Origin of the sequence: Paraburkholderia sp. USG1, from assembly GCF_031570135.1 — a bacterium.
Lineage (GTDB): Bacteria > Pseudomonadota > Gammaproteobacteria > Burkholderiales > Burkholderiaceae > Paraburkholderia > Paraburkholderia dioscoreae.
The window spans coordinates 1-15,155 of sequence record NZ_JAMWXW010000011.1 but is presented as its reverse complement, the minus strand read 5'-3'; the positions used below and the strand labels follow the sequence as shown (position 1 = coordinate 15,155).

Below are 15,155 nucleotides of genomic sequence, written 5' to 3'. Positions count from 1 at the left end.
CATACGCCGACGCGTTGCGTCGACGTCCCTGCGGTTCGGTTCTGTCTTTCGTGAGACAGGCTCAAGCACTCATTGCGTTGTGCGGCGGTCGCTGCATGCACGGTCATAGGTATGGCATCCTGAAGAAGGAACCTGTGAGCATACGTTTGAACGCTGTCGTGCAACAACCAAGCAAATTTGCTTTGGATATCTCGACCGGTACGAGAAGAATTTCATGATGTGCACGAAAAACGCACCATCAAGCACTAGCAGTGCATGTACGGGTATGCGCGGTCTTCATTCGCATAGCCGCGCGGATAGCATTCCGGGAAATAGCCCACCGATTACCCATCGCGACCGACACCCTGGGCGACGCGCTCAGGGCGCGCAACATCCTCTTCGCCTGCCCGCCGAATACGACACCGGCGACGGCGGCAAGGTTGAGCAACGGCATATATCCGCATAGCCGGTATCGATAGCAAAAACTATTCTTTGACGGCGCGTTGAGTGTTGCGCATCATGCGCACTCACTCATTCGTGCGTCGAAGCTGCTGCAATAACGGCAGCGCCATACCGCTCGCGCGGCGTGTTTATCCCGTCAGGACATCCGCCTCATGTCTAATACCGAATCGAAGCCCAACGGCGTGCGCGACAGCCGCCGTTCGTTATTGAAAATGGCCGCAAGCCTTGGCGCGGACACAGCGCTCCGTGGACTCGGCACTCTCGGCATGGCGTTGAGCGCAAGCGGCACGGCCAATGCGCAAGCCGGCAAGGTTGTGAATATCGGTTATCAGAAATATGGCAATTTCATCGTACTGAAGGCGCGTGGCACGCTTGAAAAGCGTCTCGCTCCGCTCGGCTTTTCCGTCAGGTGGCTCGAATTTCCGGCGGGTCCTCAATTGCTGGAGGGCGTGAATGCAAATGCTGTCGATATCGGCGTCGTGGGCGAGACGCCGCCGGTGTTTGCTCAGGCGGGCGGGGTGGACTTCGTCTACATCGCCGCCGAGCCGGACGCACCGCGCGGCGAAGCGCTGATCGTGCCCAAGGACTCGCCGATCCGCTCGCTGTCCGAGTTACGCGGCAAGAAAATAGCCGTCACCAAAGGCTCGAATGCCAACTATCTGCTCGTCAAAGCCCTGGAGCACGGCAAGGTTGGCTACAACGAGATCCAGACGGCTTACCTGGTTCCCGCCGATGCGCGCGCCGCTTTTGCCAATGGCAGTGTAGACGCCTGGTCGATCTGGGATCCGTATCTTGCCGCCGCCGAACGCCAGTTGGGCGCGCGCGTGCTCACGAATGGCGAAGGCCTGGTGCGCAACGTCGAATATTATGTCGCTCGCCGTTCGTTTGCGACAGCGCACGCCGACGCCGTCCACGCGGTGCTGGCCGAACTTCAGCAGCTCGACAGTTGGGCCGAGCACAACGTGGCGGCTGTCGCTACCCAGCTTGCACCGCTTACCGGCCTCGACACAGGCACGCTCGAACTCGCGCTCGGCCGCACAGGTTATGGTGTGTTGCCGGTCGACGCGGGCACCTTTGCGTATCAACAGCAAATCGCGGACACGCTTTACGACATCAAGCTGATCCCGAAGAAGCTCGTCGTCACCGACGCGCGCTGGCAAAACGCATGAAATGAAGCGGCTTTATCCTGGCGCCGGCAGGCAGATGCGCCAATAGCCGCTCTCGCCGACCCATATCAAACCGCCTGCCATTTCTCGACCCGATGCCTGGCTGGAGTCAAACCTGCTATCTGGTCGGAAACTGCGTATGCCGCGTTCGATTCGTCCGCACGACTTGTTCGCGCCTGTTTTTTAGCGTTGCCGCCGCGCCTTTCTGCTTGCGCTCATCCGCCATAACGTTAGTGCTGGATATTGTTTGTGTGACGGCGGCTGTGCCTCTAGGATCTCCTGATCCTTCATTTTGATGACTTCACAAAATATGAAAACGACCAGTACTCTCAGCCGCATCATGTTGTCCCTTCTTCTGACTTGCGGCGTCGTGAGCGCACAATCGGCGTTGGCAGCCGATCAAACAGTGCGTGTCGGCATCATGTCCGGCGAAGATGAAGACGTGTGGCGCACCGTCGCGGCCAATGCGGCCAAGCATGGCCTCACCGTCAAGATCACGACGTTCTCCGACTACACTCAACCAAACGAAGCGCTCGCGCAACACGACCTCGACGCCAATTCATTTCAGCACAAACCTTATCTCGACGCGCAAATTGCAGCGCGCCACTACGAGATCGTGCCAGTCGGTTATACCTACGTGCAACCAATCGGCCTTTACTCGCGAAAGGTGAAATCCGTCGCAGCGCTCCCGCAAAACGCCACGATCGGCGTACCGAACGATCCGAGCAACGAAGGCCGCGCGTTGCTGCTTCTGCAAGCGAACGGGCTCTTCAAGCTGCGTCCCGACGTTGGCCTGCTGCCGACCGCTCGCGACATTGCCGATAATCCGAAGCACATTCAGATCAAGGAGCTCGACGCCGGCATCGTTGGCCGCGCAATCGGCGATGTGGACGCCGCCGTCGTCAATACCGACTGGGCGATCAAGGCCGGCATCAAGATTCCGCAGGAGCGCATCGCGCAGGAGAAAGTCCCGGGCAATCCCTATCGCAACTTCATCGCTGTCAACGCGAAAGATGCGAAGGCGCCCTGGGTGAAGACGCTGGTGGAGAGCTATCAGCAGACCAACGTCGCGTCCACCATCCTGACCGTCTATCACGGCGCGACGCTGCCGGCATGGGAAGGCGTGCCGCAGCAATAAGGAAATCTGGCACAGCAGTGTTGGTGCTCGCCGCAGGCTGAACATTCTTCGTAAGCGCGCCGGACGTCTCAGTGCACCGCCAGCCGTTTCACCACGGTGATCATGCTGTCCACCTCTTCCGGCGCGCTGTAGAACGCAAGCGACGGCCGCACGCTCGCCTGGACGGACGGTTCGATCAATTAATCCAACCTGGCATTTCGCAGGGGCTACATTGAGGTTCCCAAACTTCTCTGCGTTGCCGGTCGGCAACGCGCCCGTGGTTACGCAGGCTTCCCTTGGGCGTCAAAGAGTCCTTCGTAGAGGACTGTGCTCAGATATCGCTCACCCGAGTCGGGAAGTATGACGACGATCGTTTTCCCTGAATTCTCCGGGCGCTTTGCGAGTCGCACCGCAACCGCGACGGCCGCCCCGGACGAGATGCCCGAGAGTATCCCCTCTTCGCTGCCGAGACGCCGCGCATAAAGGATCGCCTCTTCATTGGAGACCTGCTCGATATCGTCGACCAGAGAAAGATCCAGAACGTCGGGAACGAACCCGGCACCAATGCCCTGAATTTTGTGCGGCGCCGGCTTTAGCGGCTCACCCGCCCGTGTCTGCGTCAGAATCGGGCTCGCAGCCGGCTCAACCGCGACTGACAGTATCGGTTTGCCTTTGATCTTTTTGATGAAACGCGACACACCGGTAATCGTGCCGCCGGTTCCCACGCCGGATACGAAGATATCCACGCCGCCGTCGGTGTCGTCCCAGATCTCCGGACCCGTTGTCTTTTCGTGTATATCGGGGTTTGCCGGATTTTTGAACTGTTGAAGCAGAACGTAACGATCAGGCTGCGAAGCGGCGATCTCTTCCGCTTTCGCCACGGCACCCGGCATGCCGCGCGCGCCCTCGGTCAGCACGAGTTTCGCCCCAAAGGCGAGCAGTAGCTTGCGCCTCTCGACGCTCATCGTTTCCGGCATGGTAAGGGTGAGCGGAATCCCGCGCGCCGCCGCCACATAGGCGAGAGCAATGCCCGTGTTGCCGCTCGTCGCTTCGACGATCTCCTTGCCCGGACCGAGCAGGCCTCGCGCTTCTGCGTCCCATATCATCGAGGCTCCAATCCGGCACTTCACGGAATAGGCGGGATTTCTCGCTTCGATTTTCGCCAGAACGGTCGCTGGAGCGCCGTCCGTCACGCGATTGAGACGAACCAGCGGAGTGTGACCGATGGAGCGCGAGTTGTCTTCAAACCACCGTGCCATAGTGTTATCCCCTGCGCCATTTGATGGCGCCAAGTGTAGAGCCGCTGCTTCAAGAGTCAAGCGGAACGCCCGTCGTTGCACAGTATCCCGAACCACCGGTACTCACAAGCGTCCTGACGGGCGCCGGCCCGACACATTGATTTCACGCAAACTGTTTGACGGTCTGCTCCGCTCTCGTCCCAACCTCGAAACGCTGCCCGGCCTCGCGACCCATCTGCAATTCGGAACGGACTAACGGAGTTCGTTGGCGAGTTTCCTTGCCGGGAGCCCACTCGGGCAGAAAACCTAGTTCCAGGGATAGCGCGGCGGGCTGACACCGTTCAGCGTGTAATTTCCGACGTGGAAATACTTCCACCGCACCGGGTCATGCAGCGTATGCACGCGCGCATTGCGCCAGTACCTGTCGAGATTGTGCTCAGCCAGCGTCGAACGCGTTCCTGCCAGTTCAAACAGGCGATTCGTTGCCTCTATGGCAATCTCCGTGGTCAGCACCTTGGCCTCCGAAGTTGCAAGTACGGCTGCATTCACCGTGTCCTCACCGGGTTCGCGCAGCGCCGTGTCGATACGACGTCCAGCCCGATCAAGCAGCGCTTCCGCCGCGTGCAACCGGATTACGAGGTTCCCGATCGTTGCAATCGTGAAGGGATCCTCGGCTGCCGTGTCCTTGCCGCTGTCGATCCAGGGCCGGCTCTTTGTTCGCAGAAAGGCGACCGTCTCGTCGAGCGCCCCCTTGGCGATCCCGGCGTCGATCGCTGCCTGGATAATCTGCGAGATCGGTCCCGCAGCGGTCGGACGATCAAATGCTTTTACGGGCACCACACGCGACTTCGGCACCTTCACGTTGTCGATCAGAATCGAACCCGATGCCGTCACACGCTGGCCGAAACTCGACCAGTCGTTGACGACTGTCAGCCCAGGCACGTCACGATCCGCAAACACCAGAAAGCCCTCGCCGTCAGCGTTGACTGCGACAATCGGTACGATATGCGCGAGCAGCGCACCGGTCGTATAGAACTTCTGCCCATTCACGACCACGTCGTCACCTTGCTCGACGAGTCGCGTCTCGAACGCGGCGACGTTACGGCTATTACGCTCCGAGAATGCGTTGCCGAAGCGGTATCCCTTGAGCACCAGTTCGAAGAGATGCTTCTTCTGGCTTTCGCTCGCATCGAGAGCGATATGCGAGACGAGCGCAAGATGGTTCTGCGTGATCTGCGCGATGCTCGAATCGGCTGCGGCAATGGTCCGGATGACTTCCGCGAGCGTCGCATAGGACACGTCCGCGCCACCATAAGCGCGCGGCACCGTGATGCCCCAGAGGCCCGACTGCGAATACACATCGACCTCGTCGACGGGAATCCACCCCTCGCGATCACGCTCGGAAGCACCGCCGGCGAATTCGGCGGCAAGACGCTGGGCAACCGTGATCGCCTCGGCATCATCGCGGATCGTGTGCGCAGGTACGCCCGGACGTGGACGTGGCTCGAACGGCTCGGAAGAATTCACACGATGACGGGACGCTACCTTTCCATCTTCTATTTTCTCAGACATGATTTGCAAAACCATGAGGAGTATTACGCGCCAGGATATCCACGCTCAACCTCACCTCTGCAAATGCGGCACCGATTGGCACATCCACATCAACCAGCTGAACAGTTCCCACACCCGGTCTCCCCGATCACCCTGCGGTGGCCAGTTGTTGTTGCTGCTCGCGCTTGACTCGCTCGATATCGCGATACTGATTGGCCGGATGATTTTCCGGCAAGTACGCGCCCTCGCCGAAAAGCTTCTCGCGCAGTGTCCCGGGTTTATAGACAGTCGGATAAACACCACGCCGCTGCAACTCGGGCACAAGGTAATGCACCACGTCGGCAAACGTTTCGTGGGCGACGGCATAAGCCAGATTGAAGCCATCGACGTCGGTTTCTTCAACCCATGTCTGCAAAATGTCGGCTACCGTTGAAGCCGAACCGACGAACACCGGACCGAGCCCACCGACACCGCCCCAGCTCGTCGATCGTCCACTTCTTACCGCCATTCGCCAGATGCTCGACAGCCGAGATAATCGCGTTGGTTTCAACCTGTTTGACCAGATCCGTCGGCGCATACTGGCCAAAATCAATGCCTGTCCAACCTGACAGAAGTACCAACGCGCCATCACGCGACGCGTATCGCTGATATTCCTCGAACTTGGCCTGCGCCTTCGCATCGGTCTCGTCGACGATCACCGTGACGAGCGCATAAGTCAGGATCGATCGTGGGTCGCGCCCGGCCACTGCAGCGCGGCGGCGGATATCAGCGACATACTCCTGTAGCGTGCTGCGCAGCGGAGTGGACACAAATACGCATTCGGCATGTCCAGCAGCAAATGCTTTTCCGGCGCCCGATGATCCGGCCTGGTAAAGAACGGGGGTACGCTGCGGCGACGGCTCGCTCAGGTGGTAGCCCGGCACGTCGAAATAACGTCCCTTATGGCCGATTTCATGCACCTTTTCCGGATGAGCGAAGATTCGCTTTTCACGGTCACGCACAACCGCCCCATCCTCCCAGCTACCTTCCAGGAGCTTGTAGATCACCTCGAGGTATTCCGCAGCGATCTCATATCTATTGTTATGAACCGCGAGACCGCTCTGCCCCACGTTCCTGGCCCCACTCTCGAGGTAGGACGTCACGATATTCCAACCGACCCGCCCCTTCGTGTGATGGTCCGCTGTCGACAGCCTGCGCGCGAACGTATATGGATGTTCGAATGATGTCGATGCCGTGATACCGATGCCGAGATGTTCGGTGACCATCGCGATCGGCGCCGCCGGTTGCAAGGGAATGCCAGTGCAGCCGCAAGGACCTTCCTGTTGCGTACTCAACGGCAAGGAAAATTTCTCGATAGCCGATTTGTGGGCCAGAAAAACAAAAAGCCGTTGAATCTCTTTAGATTCAACGGCTTATCATTCATTTCTGGCGGAGAGACGGGGATTCGAACCCCGGATAGGCTATTAACCTATACACGCTTTCCAGGCGTGCGACTTAAACCGCTCATCCATCTCTCCGGCGGGGAGCCGAATTATAGCAAACTTCGCGCCCTGCGCTACACCCTCGCGCAATCCGCCTTACGGATGGCGGATATAGTCCACCAGCGCCCGCGTATAAGCGTCCGGTTTCCGGTCGATCAGACTCACGCCGATCGCCACCAGAAAGCCCGCCGGCACGCCGAATACACCTGAGCTGATCGGCTCGATTCCGAACCACCGCGCGCCGGCGAAGCCCGTCATCTGCGTGAAGAACGGGTACGTGGAGACGATGTAATAGATGCACACCACCAGCCCCGCCACCATGCCCGCCACCGCCCCGAGCCGGGTGGTGCGCTTCCAGAACACGCCGAGCACCAGCACAGGAAACAGGCTCGACGCCGCCAGTGAAAACGCCGCGCCCACCAGAAACAGAATGTTCCCCGTATTGAGCGACGCCACATACGACGCAAACAGCGCCACCCCCAGCAACAGAATCTTCGAGATCGTCACGCGCCGCTGACTCGACGCGTTCGGATCGACCATGTGGTAGTAGACATCGTGCGACAGCGCATTGGCGATGGTGAGCAGCAAACCGTCCGCGGTCGAGAGCGCCGCGGCCAACGCGCCCGCGGCGATCAGCCCCGACATCACGTACGGCAGCCCCGCGATCTCCGGCGCGGCAAGCACGACCATGTCGGGCTGCATCTGGATCTCGCTCCAGCGCACAATGCCGTCGCCGTTGGTATCGGCGAGACTGATGAGGCTCGGCTCCACCTTGCGCCATTGCATGAGCCATTGCGGCAAGTCCGAGAAGTGATGGCCGACCAGGTTGGTCAATATCTCGTACTTGATCAGCACGGCGAGCACCGGCACCGTCAGATAGAACAGCGCGACGAAGAAGAGCGTCCAGCCGACGGAGCGTCGCGCGGAAGCGACCGAGGTCGTCGTGTTGTAGCGCGTCAGGATATGCGGCAGGCTCGCCGTGCCGAGCGACAGGCACAGCAGCAGCGACAGGAAATTGCGTTCATGGGTGCGCCGCTCTTCGTCGCTCGGGGCGGGGAACGGCTCATGCATCGGCACCGGCGCGGCGGCGCGCATCAGCATTTCATCGCGCCGCTGGGTCCAGACGATCTGCGCGGCGGCGGCGTCGCGTGGAAACAGTTCGAGCGCCCGCTCGCGTTCCTTGATCTCGCGCAGCGGCCCATTATGGCGGCGCAGATCGGCAACTTCCTGCGTGAGACGCAGCTTCTCGTCGACGAACGATTGCGGCAAGGTATCGAGCCGAACCTGCATCAGCGCGGCACGGCGCCGATAATCGTCGCGCACGGTCTGTTCGAGCGGCGCCTCGCGCACCTGCTTCTCGAGGCCTTCCACACGCTCCATCAGGCGGCCGTAGTTGAATTGCGGAACCCAGCCAAGGCCGTCCTTGTGAGCGATCATCGACACGGGAATCAGAATCGCGGCGATCAGGATGATGTACTGCGCGACCTGTGTCCACGTCACGGCACGCATGCCGCCGAGAAACGAACACACCAGAATGCCCGCTAGCCCGCAGAAAATACCCACGGCGAAATCCACGCCGATAAAGCGCGTCGCAATCAGGCCGACACCCTGGATCTGCGCGACCAGATAAACGAACGAGCACAGGATCGCCGATAGCGCCGCGAGGCCGCGCACTGCGTTACTCGAAAAACGCGTGCCGAGAAAATCGGGAATCGTGTAGCGGGCGAGCTTGCGCACATACGGCGCGAGCAGGAATGCGACGAGGCAATAGCCGCCGGTCCAGCCCATCAGATACGCGAGACCGTCATATCCGGTCGCATAGATCGAGCCGGCAAGGCCGATGAACGAGGCCGCCGAAAGCCAGTCGGCGGCCGTCGCCATGCCGTTGAAGGCGGATGGCACGCGCCGTCCCGCCACGTAGTATTCGACCAGATCGGAAGTCCGCGACAGCAAGCCGATCACCGCATACACCGCGATCGGCACGAACAGGAACACATAGCCGATCCAGACGCCCGGACCGGTAGTGCGCTCGATGCGCCACATCACATAGATGAAGAGCAGAAAGCCGAGCGTGTAGAGGGCGTAGGAACGGATCAGCCGGTTCGTGAGCTTCATCGGCTCAGTTTCCGCGCGCGGTGGGCGTGCCAGCGCCACCGTCGGCGCCGGCAATGCCGACCACGGCGCCTGCGTCCGCAACGAAGGCGCGTTGCAGCCGGCGATCGGCGCGCTGCATCAGCACGATATACACGACGATGAGCGCCAGGTAGATCAGGATCGCGCCCTGCGCGCCGAAGTAGAACGGCAACCTGAAACCGCCGATACGCACCTGCGCGAGAGCCGGCGTCATCAGCGGCAGGACGAACGACACGAGAAAGCCCACCGTCATCAGCGTCGCGATCAGGGCGAGGTTGAAGCGCCAGTACTTCTGGTGCGCGCGCGCCATCGCCGCCGAGACCGCGGGAGGTTCGGGCGGAGGATTGAGCGTAGCGTGAGAGGGAGGGTGCGGCGCGGCCATGCGCCTATGTATCAAAAAGCCACCGTGCAGGCAATCGGGATTGTCCGCGCGGTGGCCATGGCGAGCCGGCTTGAGTGGCCGATAGTTGCCTCAGGTCAAGAGCGCACCGTTCGATACGCCCCTGCCACTTGCACCGGCAAACCCAAGCTCAGAGCGACTCGCCGAGCTGATCGAGAATCGCCGGGTTCTCCAGCGTGGACACGTCCTGGGTGATTTCCTCGCCTTTCGCCAGTGAGCGCAGCAGGCGGCGCATGATCTTGCCCGAACGCGTCTTCGGCAGGTTTTCGCCGAAGCGGATGTCCTTCGGCTTGGCGATCGGACCGATCTCCTTGGCGACCCAGTTGCGCAGTTCGTTGGCGAGCTTCACCGCTTCCTCGCCTTCCGGACGCGAACGCTTGAGCACCACGAACGCGCACACGGCTTCGCCGGTTGTCGCATCGGGGCGCCCCACCACGGCCGCTTCAGCGACGAGCGGGTTCGATACCAGCGCCGATTCGATCTCCATCGTGCCGAGGCGGTGGCCCGACACGTTGAGCACGTCGTCGATACGGCCCATGATCGTGAAGTAGCCGGTTTCCTTGTCGCGCACCGCGCCGTCGCCGGCGAGATACAGCTTGCCGCCGAGTTCTTCGGGGAAGTAGCTCTTCCTGTAGCGGTCCGGATCGCCCCACACGTTACGCAGCATGGACGGCCACGGGCGCTTCACCACCAGAATGCCGCCCTGTCCGTTCGGCACGTCCTGGCCGGTTTCATCGACCACCGCCGCCATGATGCCGGGCAGCGGCAACGTGCACGAACCCGGCACGAGCGGCGTGGCACCCGGCAGCGGCGTGATCATGTGACCGCCGGTTTCCGTTTGCCACCACGTATCGACGATCGGGCAACGGCTGCCGCCAACGTTCTCGTAGTACCACACCCACGCTTCCGGATTGATCGGCTCGCCGACCGTGCCGATGACGCGCAGCGTGGACAGGTCGTAGCTCTTCGGATGGACTTTCCCGTCGGCGTCGGCGGACTTGATCAGCGAGCGGATCGCTGTCGGCGCGGTGTAGAACAGCGACACCTTGTGCCGCGCGATCATGTCCCAGAAACGGCCGGCGTTCGGATAGGTCGGCACGCCTTCGAACACGACCTGCGTGCCGCCGAGCGTCAGCGGACCATACGTGATGTAGCTATGGCCGGTGATCCAGCCGATGTCGGCGGTACACCAGAACACGTCGGTGGGCTTCCAGTCGAAGGTCCACTTCATGGTCTGCGCGGCCCACAGCAGATAGCCGCCGGTACTGTGCTGCACGCCCTTCGGCTTGCCGGTCGACCCGGACGTGTACAGAATGAACAAAGGATGCTCGGCGCCGACCCACTCGGGCGCGCATTGATCCGATTCGGCCTGCGTGAGTTCATGCATCCACAGATCGCGATCTGCGTTCCAGGCGATCTTGCCGCCGGTGCGCTGGTACACGATCACACTCCTGACCGCTTCGCAGCCGCCCATCGCGAGCGCTTCGTCGGCAATGTTCTTCAGCGGCAGCGCCTTGCCGCCGCGCATCTGCTCGTCCGACGTGACGAGCGCGACCGCACCCACGTCCACCAGCCGTTCATTGAGCGACTTCGACGAAAAGCCGCCGAACACGACCGAGTGCGTGGCGCCGATCCGCGCGCAAGCCTGCATCGCGACAATGCCTTCAATCGACATCGGCATATAGATCACCACGCGGTCACCCTTTTTCACGCCACGCTTCTTCAACGCGTTCGCAAAGCGCGAGACGCGTTGCAGCAGATCCTGATAAGTGACGTTGGTGACGGTGCCGTCGTCGGCCTCGAAAATGATCGCGACGCGCCCGCCGTTGCCGGCTTCGACGTGACGGTCGATGCTGTTGTACGACGCGTTCAGCTGGCCGTCTTCGAACCACGTGTAGAACGGCGCCTTCGATTCGTCGAGCACCTTGGTGAAGGGCGTATTCCAGCTTAGCGTCTCGCGAGCGAGGCGCCCCCAGAAACCTTCGTAATCGCGCTCCGCTTCGGCGGCGAGCGCCCGGTACGCATCCATGCCGGAGATCGTCGCAGCCGCTACTGTTTCAGCGGAGGGCGGGAAAACACGGCGTTCCTGAAGAACCGATTCAATCGCAGACATCGACAACCCCTTGGTGAAGATGAAACGTAAAACCTGTGCCGACGCGCGTGAAACGCGCCGTATCGTATGGCGCCCGAAAGCTGCGGCGGGTGTCTCCAACCCTCGGCAACCCGATCGCCTCTGCCGCACTGCACCATGCGCGCGATCGCTCACCGACTCTCAAACACGATAAAGGCCGCAACTTACCTGCTACTTACGGGCAGCGGTATCGTCGGCAGTGACGCGCACTGCCGCTTATATTCTTCAATGTTAGCCGAAGCCATCCAGCCGTGTCATGACGGCACACCGCAGACATGCGCGTCGTCATCGCCATTCCCAAGCATCACCCAGGGTTACTCCTGGGTAGTTCAGCGCTTTTGTAGCGGTCTGCCAGCAGCGCCGCACCGCGGCCGGACGAGCGACGCGACGTCGCTCGATGAACCCAGTCGCCTTCGCGAGTTCACCGCCCTGTCGGCGGCCCCGGAGCGGCATGACTGCAATCCGGCAAGCGCGCATCGCCATCTGAATACAGGCGCTGCAATACCGATTAGCAGGCTCTCTACTTTACTTAGTATTGGAAATTAAATCAGGATCAACGCCCAGCCGCTTCCCATTCCTCAAGCCGTGTAGTGATTGGGGTCGACCAGATAGATGCTGCCCGTTTTATCGCCGCGATACGCCTGAAGATCGAATTTAACCCCCTGCTTGTCGGGGTCCAGCATATTACCCAAGACAACAAGGTTCTTTTTTCCACGTCCTGTCGTCACGCCTTCGTTCAGCACGGGAAGCCGGAAAACGCCGTCCTTCTCCTTGCCGAAGAACTGATAGCTCACCGAGCCGGTTTCTTTCGAATAGGTCATCGCAATCGATCGGTCAAATACGCGCATCGGCTGTCCCGTAGATGGCCACCCAAACATCTGCGGCGCACGCGATACGATCGTAACGGAGTCCGTTCCCGTGTCCTTGGCTAGCGCCTTCAGGTAAGGTGTCGCGGACTTGGCGAGACTCTGTCCACGCTGCTGCATCGCTTGTCCGTAGTAGTCGAGAACAGTCGCGTCGCCTCTGGCTGCGGAACCTATGTCCCCCATAGGCGCCGCGCCGGGCTTGTTTCCTTGAGATAGTTCGAAGCTCTCGATGGCAGGTCGCATGGCAGGTGTATAGAAAGAAGAGAACCAGTTGACCACAGGCGTCGCATTGAGTGCAGCTTTCTGATACTCAGTGTGAAGTGCGTCGGCTTCTGCATTGAGCCCCTGCGCGCGCAGGTCGCTGACTTTCTGCCGAAGCGCCTCCGCGTGATAGATCTCGGCGAAGTTCGGTAGCAGCAACGGTGCAAGTGCCGCCGGCGGAAAAGCAAAAGACGCGGCCGTTGCGAGGAGGCCGCCTGCGAGTTGCGCGGCGTCGTTACCCACGTTCCATTTCGCCTGCTCGTTTCCCGGATTACGGATCAGTTCCTTGACATCGGAAGACAATTGCCCGACTGACGGAGCGAGTCCGATCGCCGTGCCGAGCAGCGACAGTGCTTTCGACGAAAGGCCCAGCAGCTTGTTGCCGTTGATGTTGGCTACGGCGATGGCGTCGCCGCTGGTACTGAACGAGTCTGCGGCTAATGACATCCTGTTCATCGTGTTCGAGTCGTTGTTCACGTTCGTCGAACTCGATGCCAGCGCGAGTATGTCGATCGGTAACCAGTGGCCATTGGCTTTCATGCTGCCTGGCAGCACCTTGCGCGTAGCTTCGGGAACGTTGGAGTTCGCGGACACGCGCTCAGTCTGAACAGCCCGAGATCGGACCGGCGGCGCGGCCTGGGTGTCGCGTTCGCGCGTTATGACCACTGTTTGACTGCCGTGATGATCGGTCACCGGTGGGGACATCTGCGTGGCGCGCTGCTGAGTGCCGACATTCGCTTGAGATGCACGATCAAGCAACGTCCCCCCGGCCTGAGATCCGGCATCATGCCCGCTTCTTCGTTGCTGGACACCCGGCTGCACTGGTTGCCCAGCGCCGTCTGAGGCATCCGGCTTCAGCGTCCCTGACGGGGCAACGCTTGGCGGCACGGTCTGTACGTCGGCGTCGTGCCTCACGATCGTTGTCTGGGTTCCTGCCGTGGTCTTGAACGGAGCGGCCTGAGTCGCTGTATCGATCTTCGCCTTATTGGCAGTCTGAACCGCGCGGTCATGCTGGCGGAGGTTCGTTTGCGTTTCGTTGTGCTCCATTTGCGCGCTTGTCTGAACAGATTCATCCAGTTGGCTCGATGAGTGCGTTTGCACGGCCTGATCCGCCACATGGATGCGACTCTGATTGCCTGCGTCGGCGACCCGCGGCGTCGCCTGATTACCGCTATCCGTTGTTCTTCGCGAACGCGTCTGGACCTCGGCACCCTGCACGTTTCGCGATATCTGGGTTTCTTCATCGACAACCTGCTTATCCGTTTGAGTACTGGCGTGATTGCCTGCCGGCCAATTCCCGTGCTCGTCCGCTGTCTCTTCGTCGGGCGCGTGCGCCAGTCGCATTTCGGTTTGATTCGGATCCGTCTGCGTGAGGCGGCTATGCGCGAATTGCTGCGTTTGCGTCGTCCGGCTGACGCTGGAACCATCCGTTTGAGTCCGTCTATCGCGACCCATTGCGGGCGAACGCGTCTGCGTGCCGTGCGACTGATACAGCGAGTTCGTCGTTTGCACTTGCGCATCACCCGTTCTGGGTGTGGTCGTTTGGGATTGTTTCGATGCCGAAGCTGGTCGGAAATGAACGAGCATGATTTCTTCGTTCGGATCGTGTCCGGGGAGAAGCGAGAAAGCTCCCTGTCTCAAGGGTCCACGCATGTAATTACGCGCTGTTGCCTGCTTATCCTCGACCTTCGAGAAATCGATCGCATAGCCGATCGCGTTGCCCAGTCCCTTACCTGCCTGCAATCCGGCCAGGGTAGTGTTCTGTCCACCGTACGGATCCAGCGCCTTTCCTAACGAACCGAAGAACCTCCCAAGATTCGACGCCATGCCGTTAGCCGCGTGCCCCATACGGTTTGCCGAGATCAATCGGGATGAAAAGGAACTGTCTCCCGGCCGAGACTGCCGGTCCTGCAGAGTGTTCAACGTAGACAGGAGAAGTCCTGTCTTGAAGTTCAGACTGTTGGAGAACGGTGTAGATAGGGAGGGAGACACTGGGTCGTGCGGGTCGGGCGACTGGATCGTCGGGAGCGACGGCGAGACGCCCTGCTTCACGCCATTATCATATTGTTTAGGATAACCATCTTCATGTGCACTTTCACGCACTGTGCTGTTCAAAGTGGATGTCGTCATTTCGATGACCTCTGAATGGAGCGATACGAGCATTCATTAGGTCATGCCCATCGACTGCATTGTGGTATCGCTACAGCACAGCGAAATGAGTCGGCTCCGCCCGAATGCACGCACAAACTTAATATTCCCGTACGACATGCGGCTGCGGTACCGATGATCTGATGGCGCTGCCGGTGAGCGGATTTTCAGCGCGCGCCGTTCGTCCACAACTCATCGAGGTGCGACCATGTCAACCAGCCC

Annotated in this window: 8 protein-coding genes, 1 tRNA gene and 1 pseudogene; 2 read left to right on the top strand and 8 right to left on the bottom strand. The window is 60.6% G+C overall.

The window, feature by feature from the left end; genetic code table 11:
* Positions 1-593: 593 nt before the first annotated feature.
* Positions 594-1,610, top strand: coding sequence for a sulfonate ABC transporter substrate-binding protein (locus NE850_RS16170; RefSeq protein ID WP_007182507.1), 1,017 nt, complete (start codon positions 594-596; stop codon positions 1,608-1,610).
* A gap of 307 nt (positions 1,611-1,917) precedes the next feature.
* Positions 1,918-2,745: a MetQ/NlpA family ABC transporter substrate-binding protein gene (locus NE850_RS16165; RefSeq protein WP_007182508.1), complete on the top strand. Its 828-nt coding sequence runs from the start codon at positions 1,918-1,920 to the stop codon at positions 2,743-2,745.
* A 260-nt stretch (positions 2,746-3,005) separates the two neighbouring features.
* On the opposite strand, the gene cysK is transcribed toward NE850_RS16165, so the two are convergent.
* The 8 genes and pseudogenes from cysK to NE850_RS16125 form a co-directional block, all read right to left on the bottom strand.
* The gene (gene cysK / locus NE850_RS16160) at positions 3,006-3,983 is read right to left on the bottom strand and encodes a cysteine synthase A (RefSeq protein ID WP_310698964.1); all 978 of its coding nucleotides are present in this window, start codon (positions 3,981-3,983) and stop codon (positions 3,006-3,008) included.
* A gap of 285 nt (positions 3,984-4,268) precedes the next feature.
* Positions 4,269-5,534, bottom strand: a complete 1,266-nt coding sequence (locus tag NE850_RS16155) for an SfnB family sulfur acquisition oxidoreductase (RefSeq protein ID WP_007175514.1) — start codon at positions 5,532-5,534, stop codon at positions 4,269-4,271.
* A 127-nt stretch (positions 5,535-5,661) separates the two neighbouring features.
* Positions 5,662-6,805: pseudogene (locus NE850_RS16150) on the bottom strand (NtaA/DmoA family FMN-dependent monooxygenase); the annotation flags it as partial.
* Between the two features lie 134 nt (positions 6,806-6,939).
* Positions 6,940-7,030, bottom strand: a tRNA-Ser gene (locus tag NE850_RS16145).
* Positions 7,031-7,090: 60 nt separating this feature from the next.
* The gene (locus NE850_RS16140) at positions 7,091-9,109 is read right to left on the bottom strand and encodes a sodium:solute symporter family protein (RefSeq protein ID WP_310698917.1); all 2,019 of its coding nucleotides are present in this window, start codon (positions 9,107-9,109) and stop codon (positions 7,091-7,093) included.
* Positions 9,110-9,113: 4 nt separating this feature from the next.
* A complete protein-coding gene (locus NE850_RS16135) occupies positions 9,114-9,509 on the bottom strand; it encodes a DUF4212 domain-containing protein (protein ID WP_310698916.1) in 396 nt (131 codons plus the stop codon).
* 148 nt (positions 9,510-9,657) lie between these two features.
* Complete coding sequence (gene acs / locus NE850_RS16130) at positions 9,658-11,640, bottom strand: acetate--CoA ligase (RefSeq protein WP_007175517.1); 1,983 nt, start codon at positions 11,638-11,640, stop codon at positions 9,658-9,660.
* Positions 11,641-12,236: 596 nt separating this feature from the next.
* A complete protein-coding gene (locus tag NE850_RS16125; protein ID WP_310698915.1) occupies positions 12,237-14,948 on the bottom strand; it encodes a hypothetical protein in 2,712 nt (903 codons plus the stop codon).
* Positions 14,949-15,155 lie beyond the last annotated feature (207 nt).

Excerpts from the sequence above, each read along its gene's own strand:
- NE850_RS16170 (WP_007182507.1), top strand. The coding sequence starts at position 594 with ATGTCTAATACCGAATCGAAGCCCAACGGCGTGCGCGACAGCCGCCGT.
- NE850_RS16165 (WP_007182508.1), top strand. The coding sequence starts at position 1,918 with ATGAAAACGACCAGTACTCTCAGCCGCATCATGTTGTCCCTTCTTCTG.
- cysK (WP_310698964.1), bottom strand. The coding sequence starts at position 3,983 with ATGGCACGGTGGTTTGAAGACAACTCGCGCTCCATCGGTCACACTCCG.
- NE850_RS16155 (WP_007175514.1), bottom strand. The coding sequence starts at position 5,534 with ATGTCTGAGAAAATAGAAGATGGAAAGGTAGCGTCCCGTCATCGTGTG.
- NE850_RS16140 (WP_310698917.1), bottom strand. The coding sequence starts at position 9,109 with ATGAAGCTCACGAACCGGCTGATCCGTTCCTACGCCCTCTACACGCTC.
- NE850_RS16135 (WP_310698916.1), bottom strand. The coding sequence starts at position 9,509 with ATGGCCGCGCCGCACCCTCCCTCTCACGCTACGCTCAATCCTCCGCCC.
- acs (WP_007175517.1), bottom strand. The coding sequence starts at position 11,640 with ATGTCTGCGATTGAATCGGTTCTTCAGGAACGCCGTGTTTTCCCGCCC.
- NE850_RS16125 (WP_310698915.1), bottom strand. The coding sequence starts at position 14,948 with ATGCTCGTATCGCTCCATTCAGAGGTCATCGAAATGACGACATCCACT.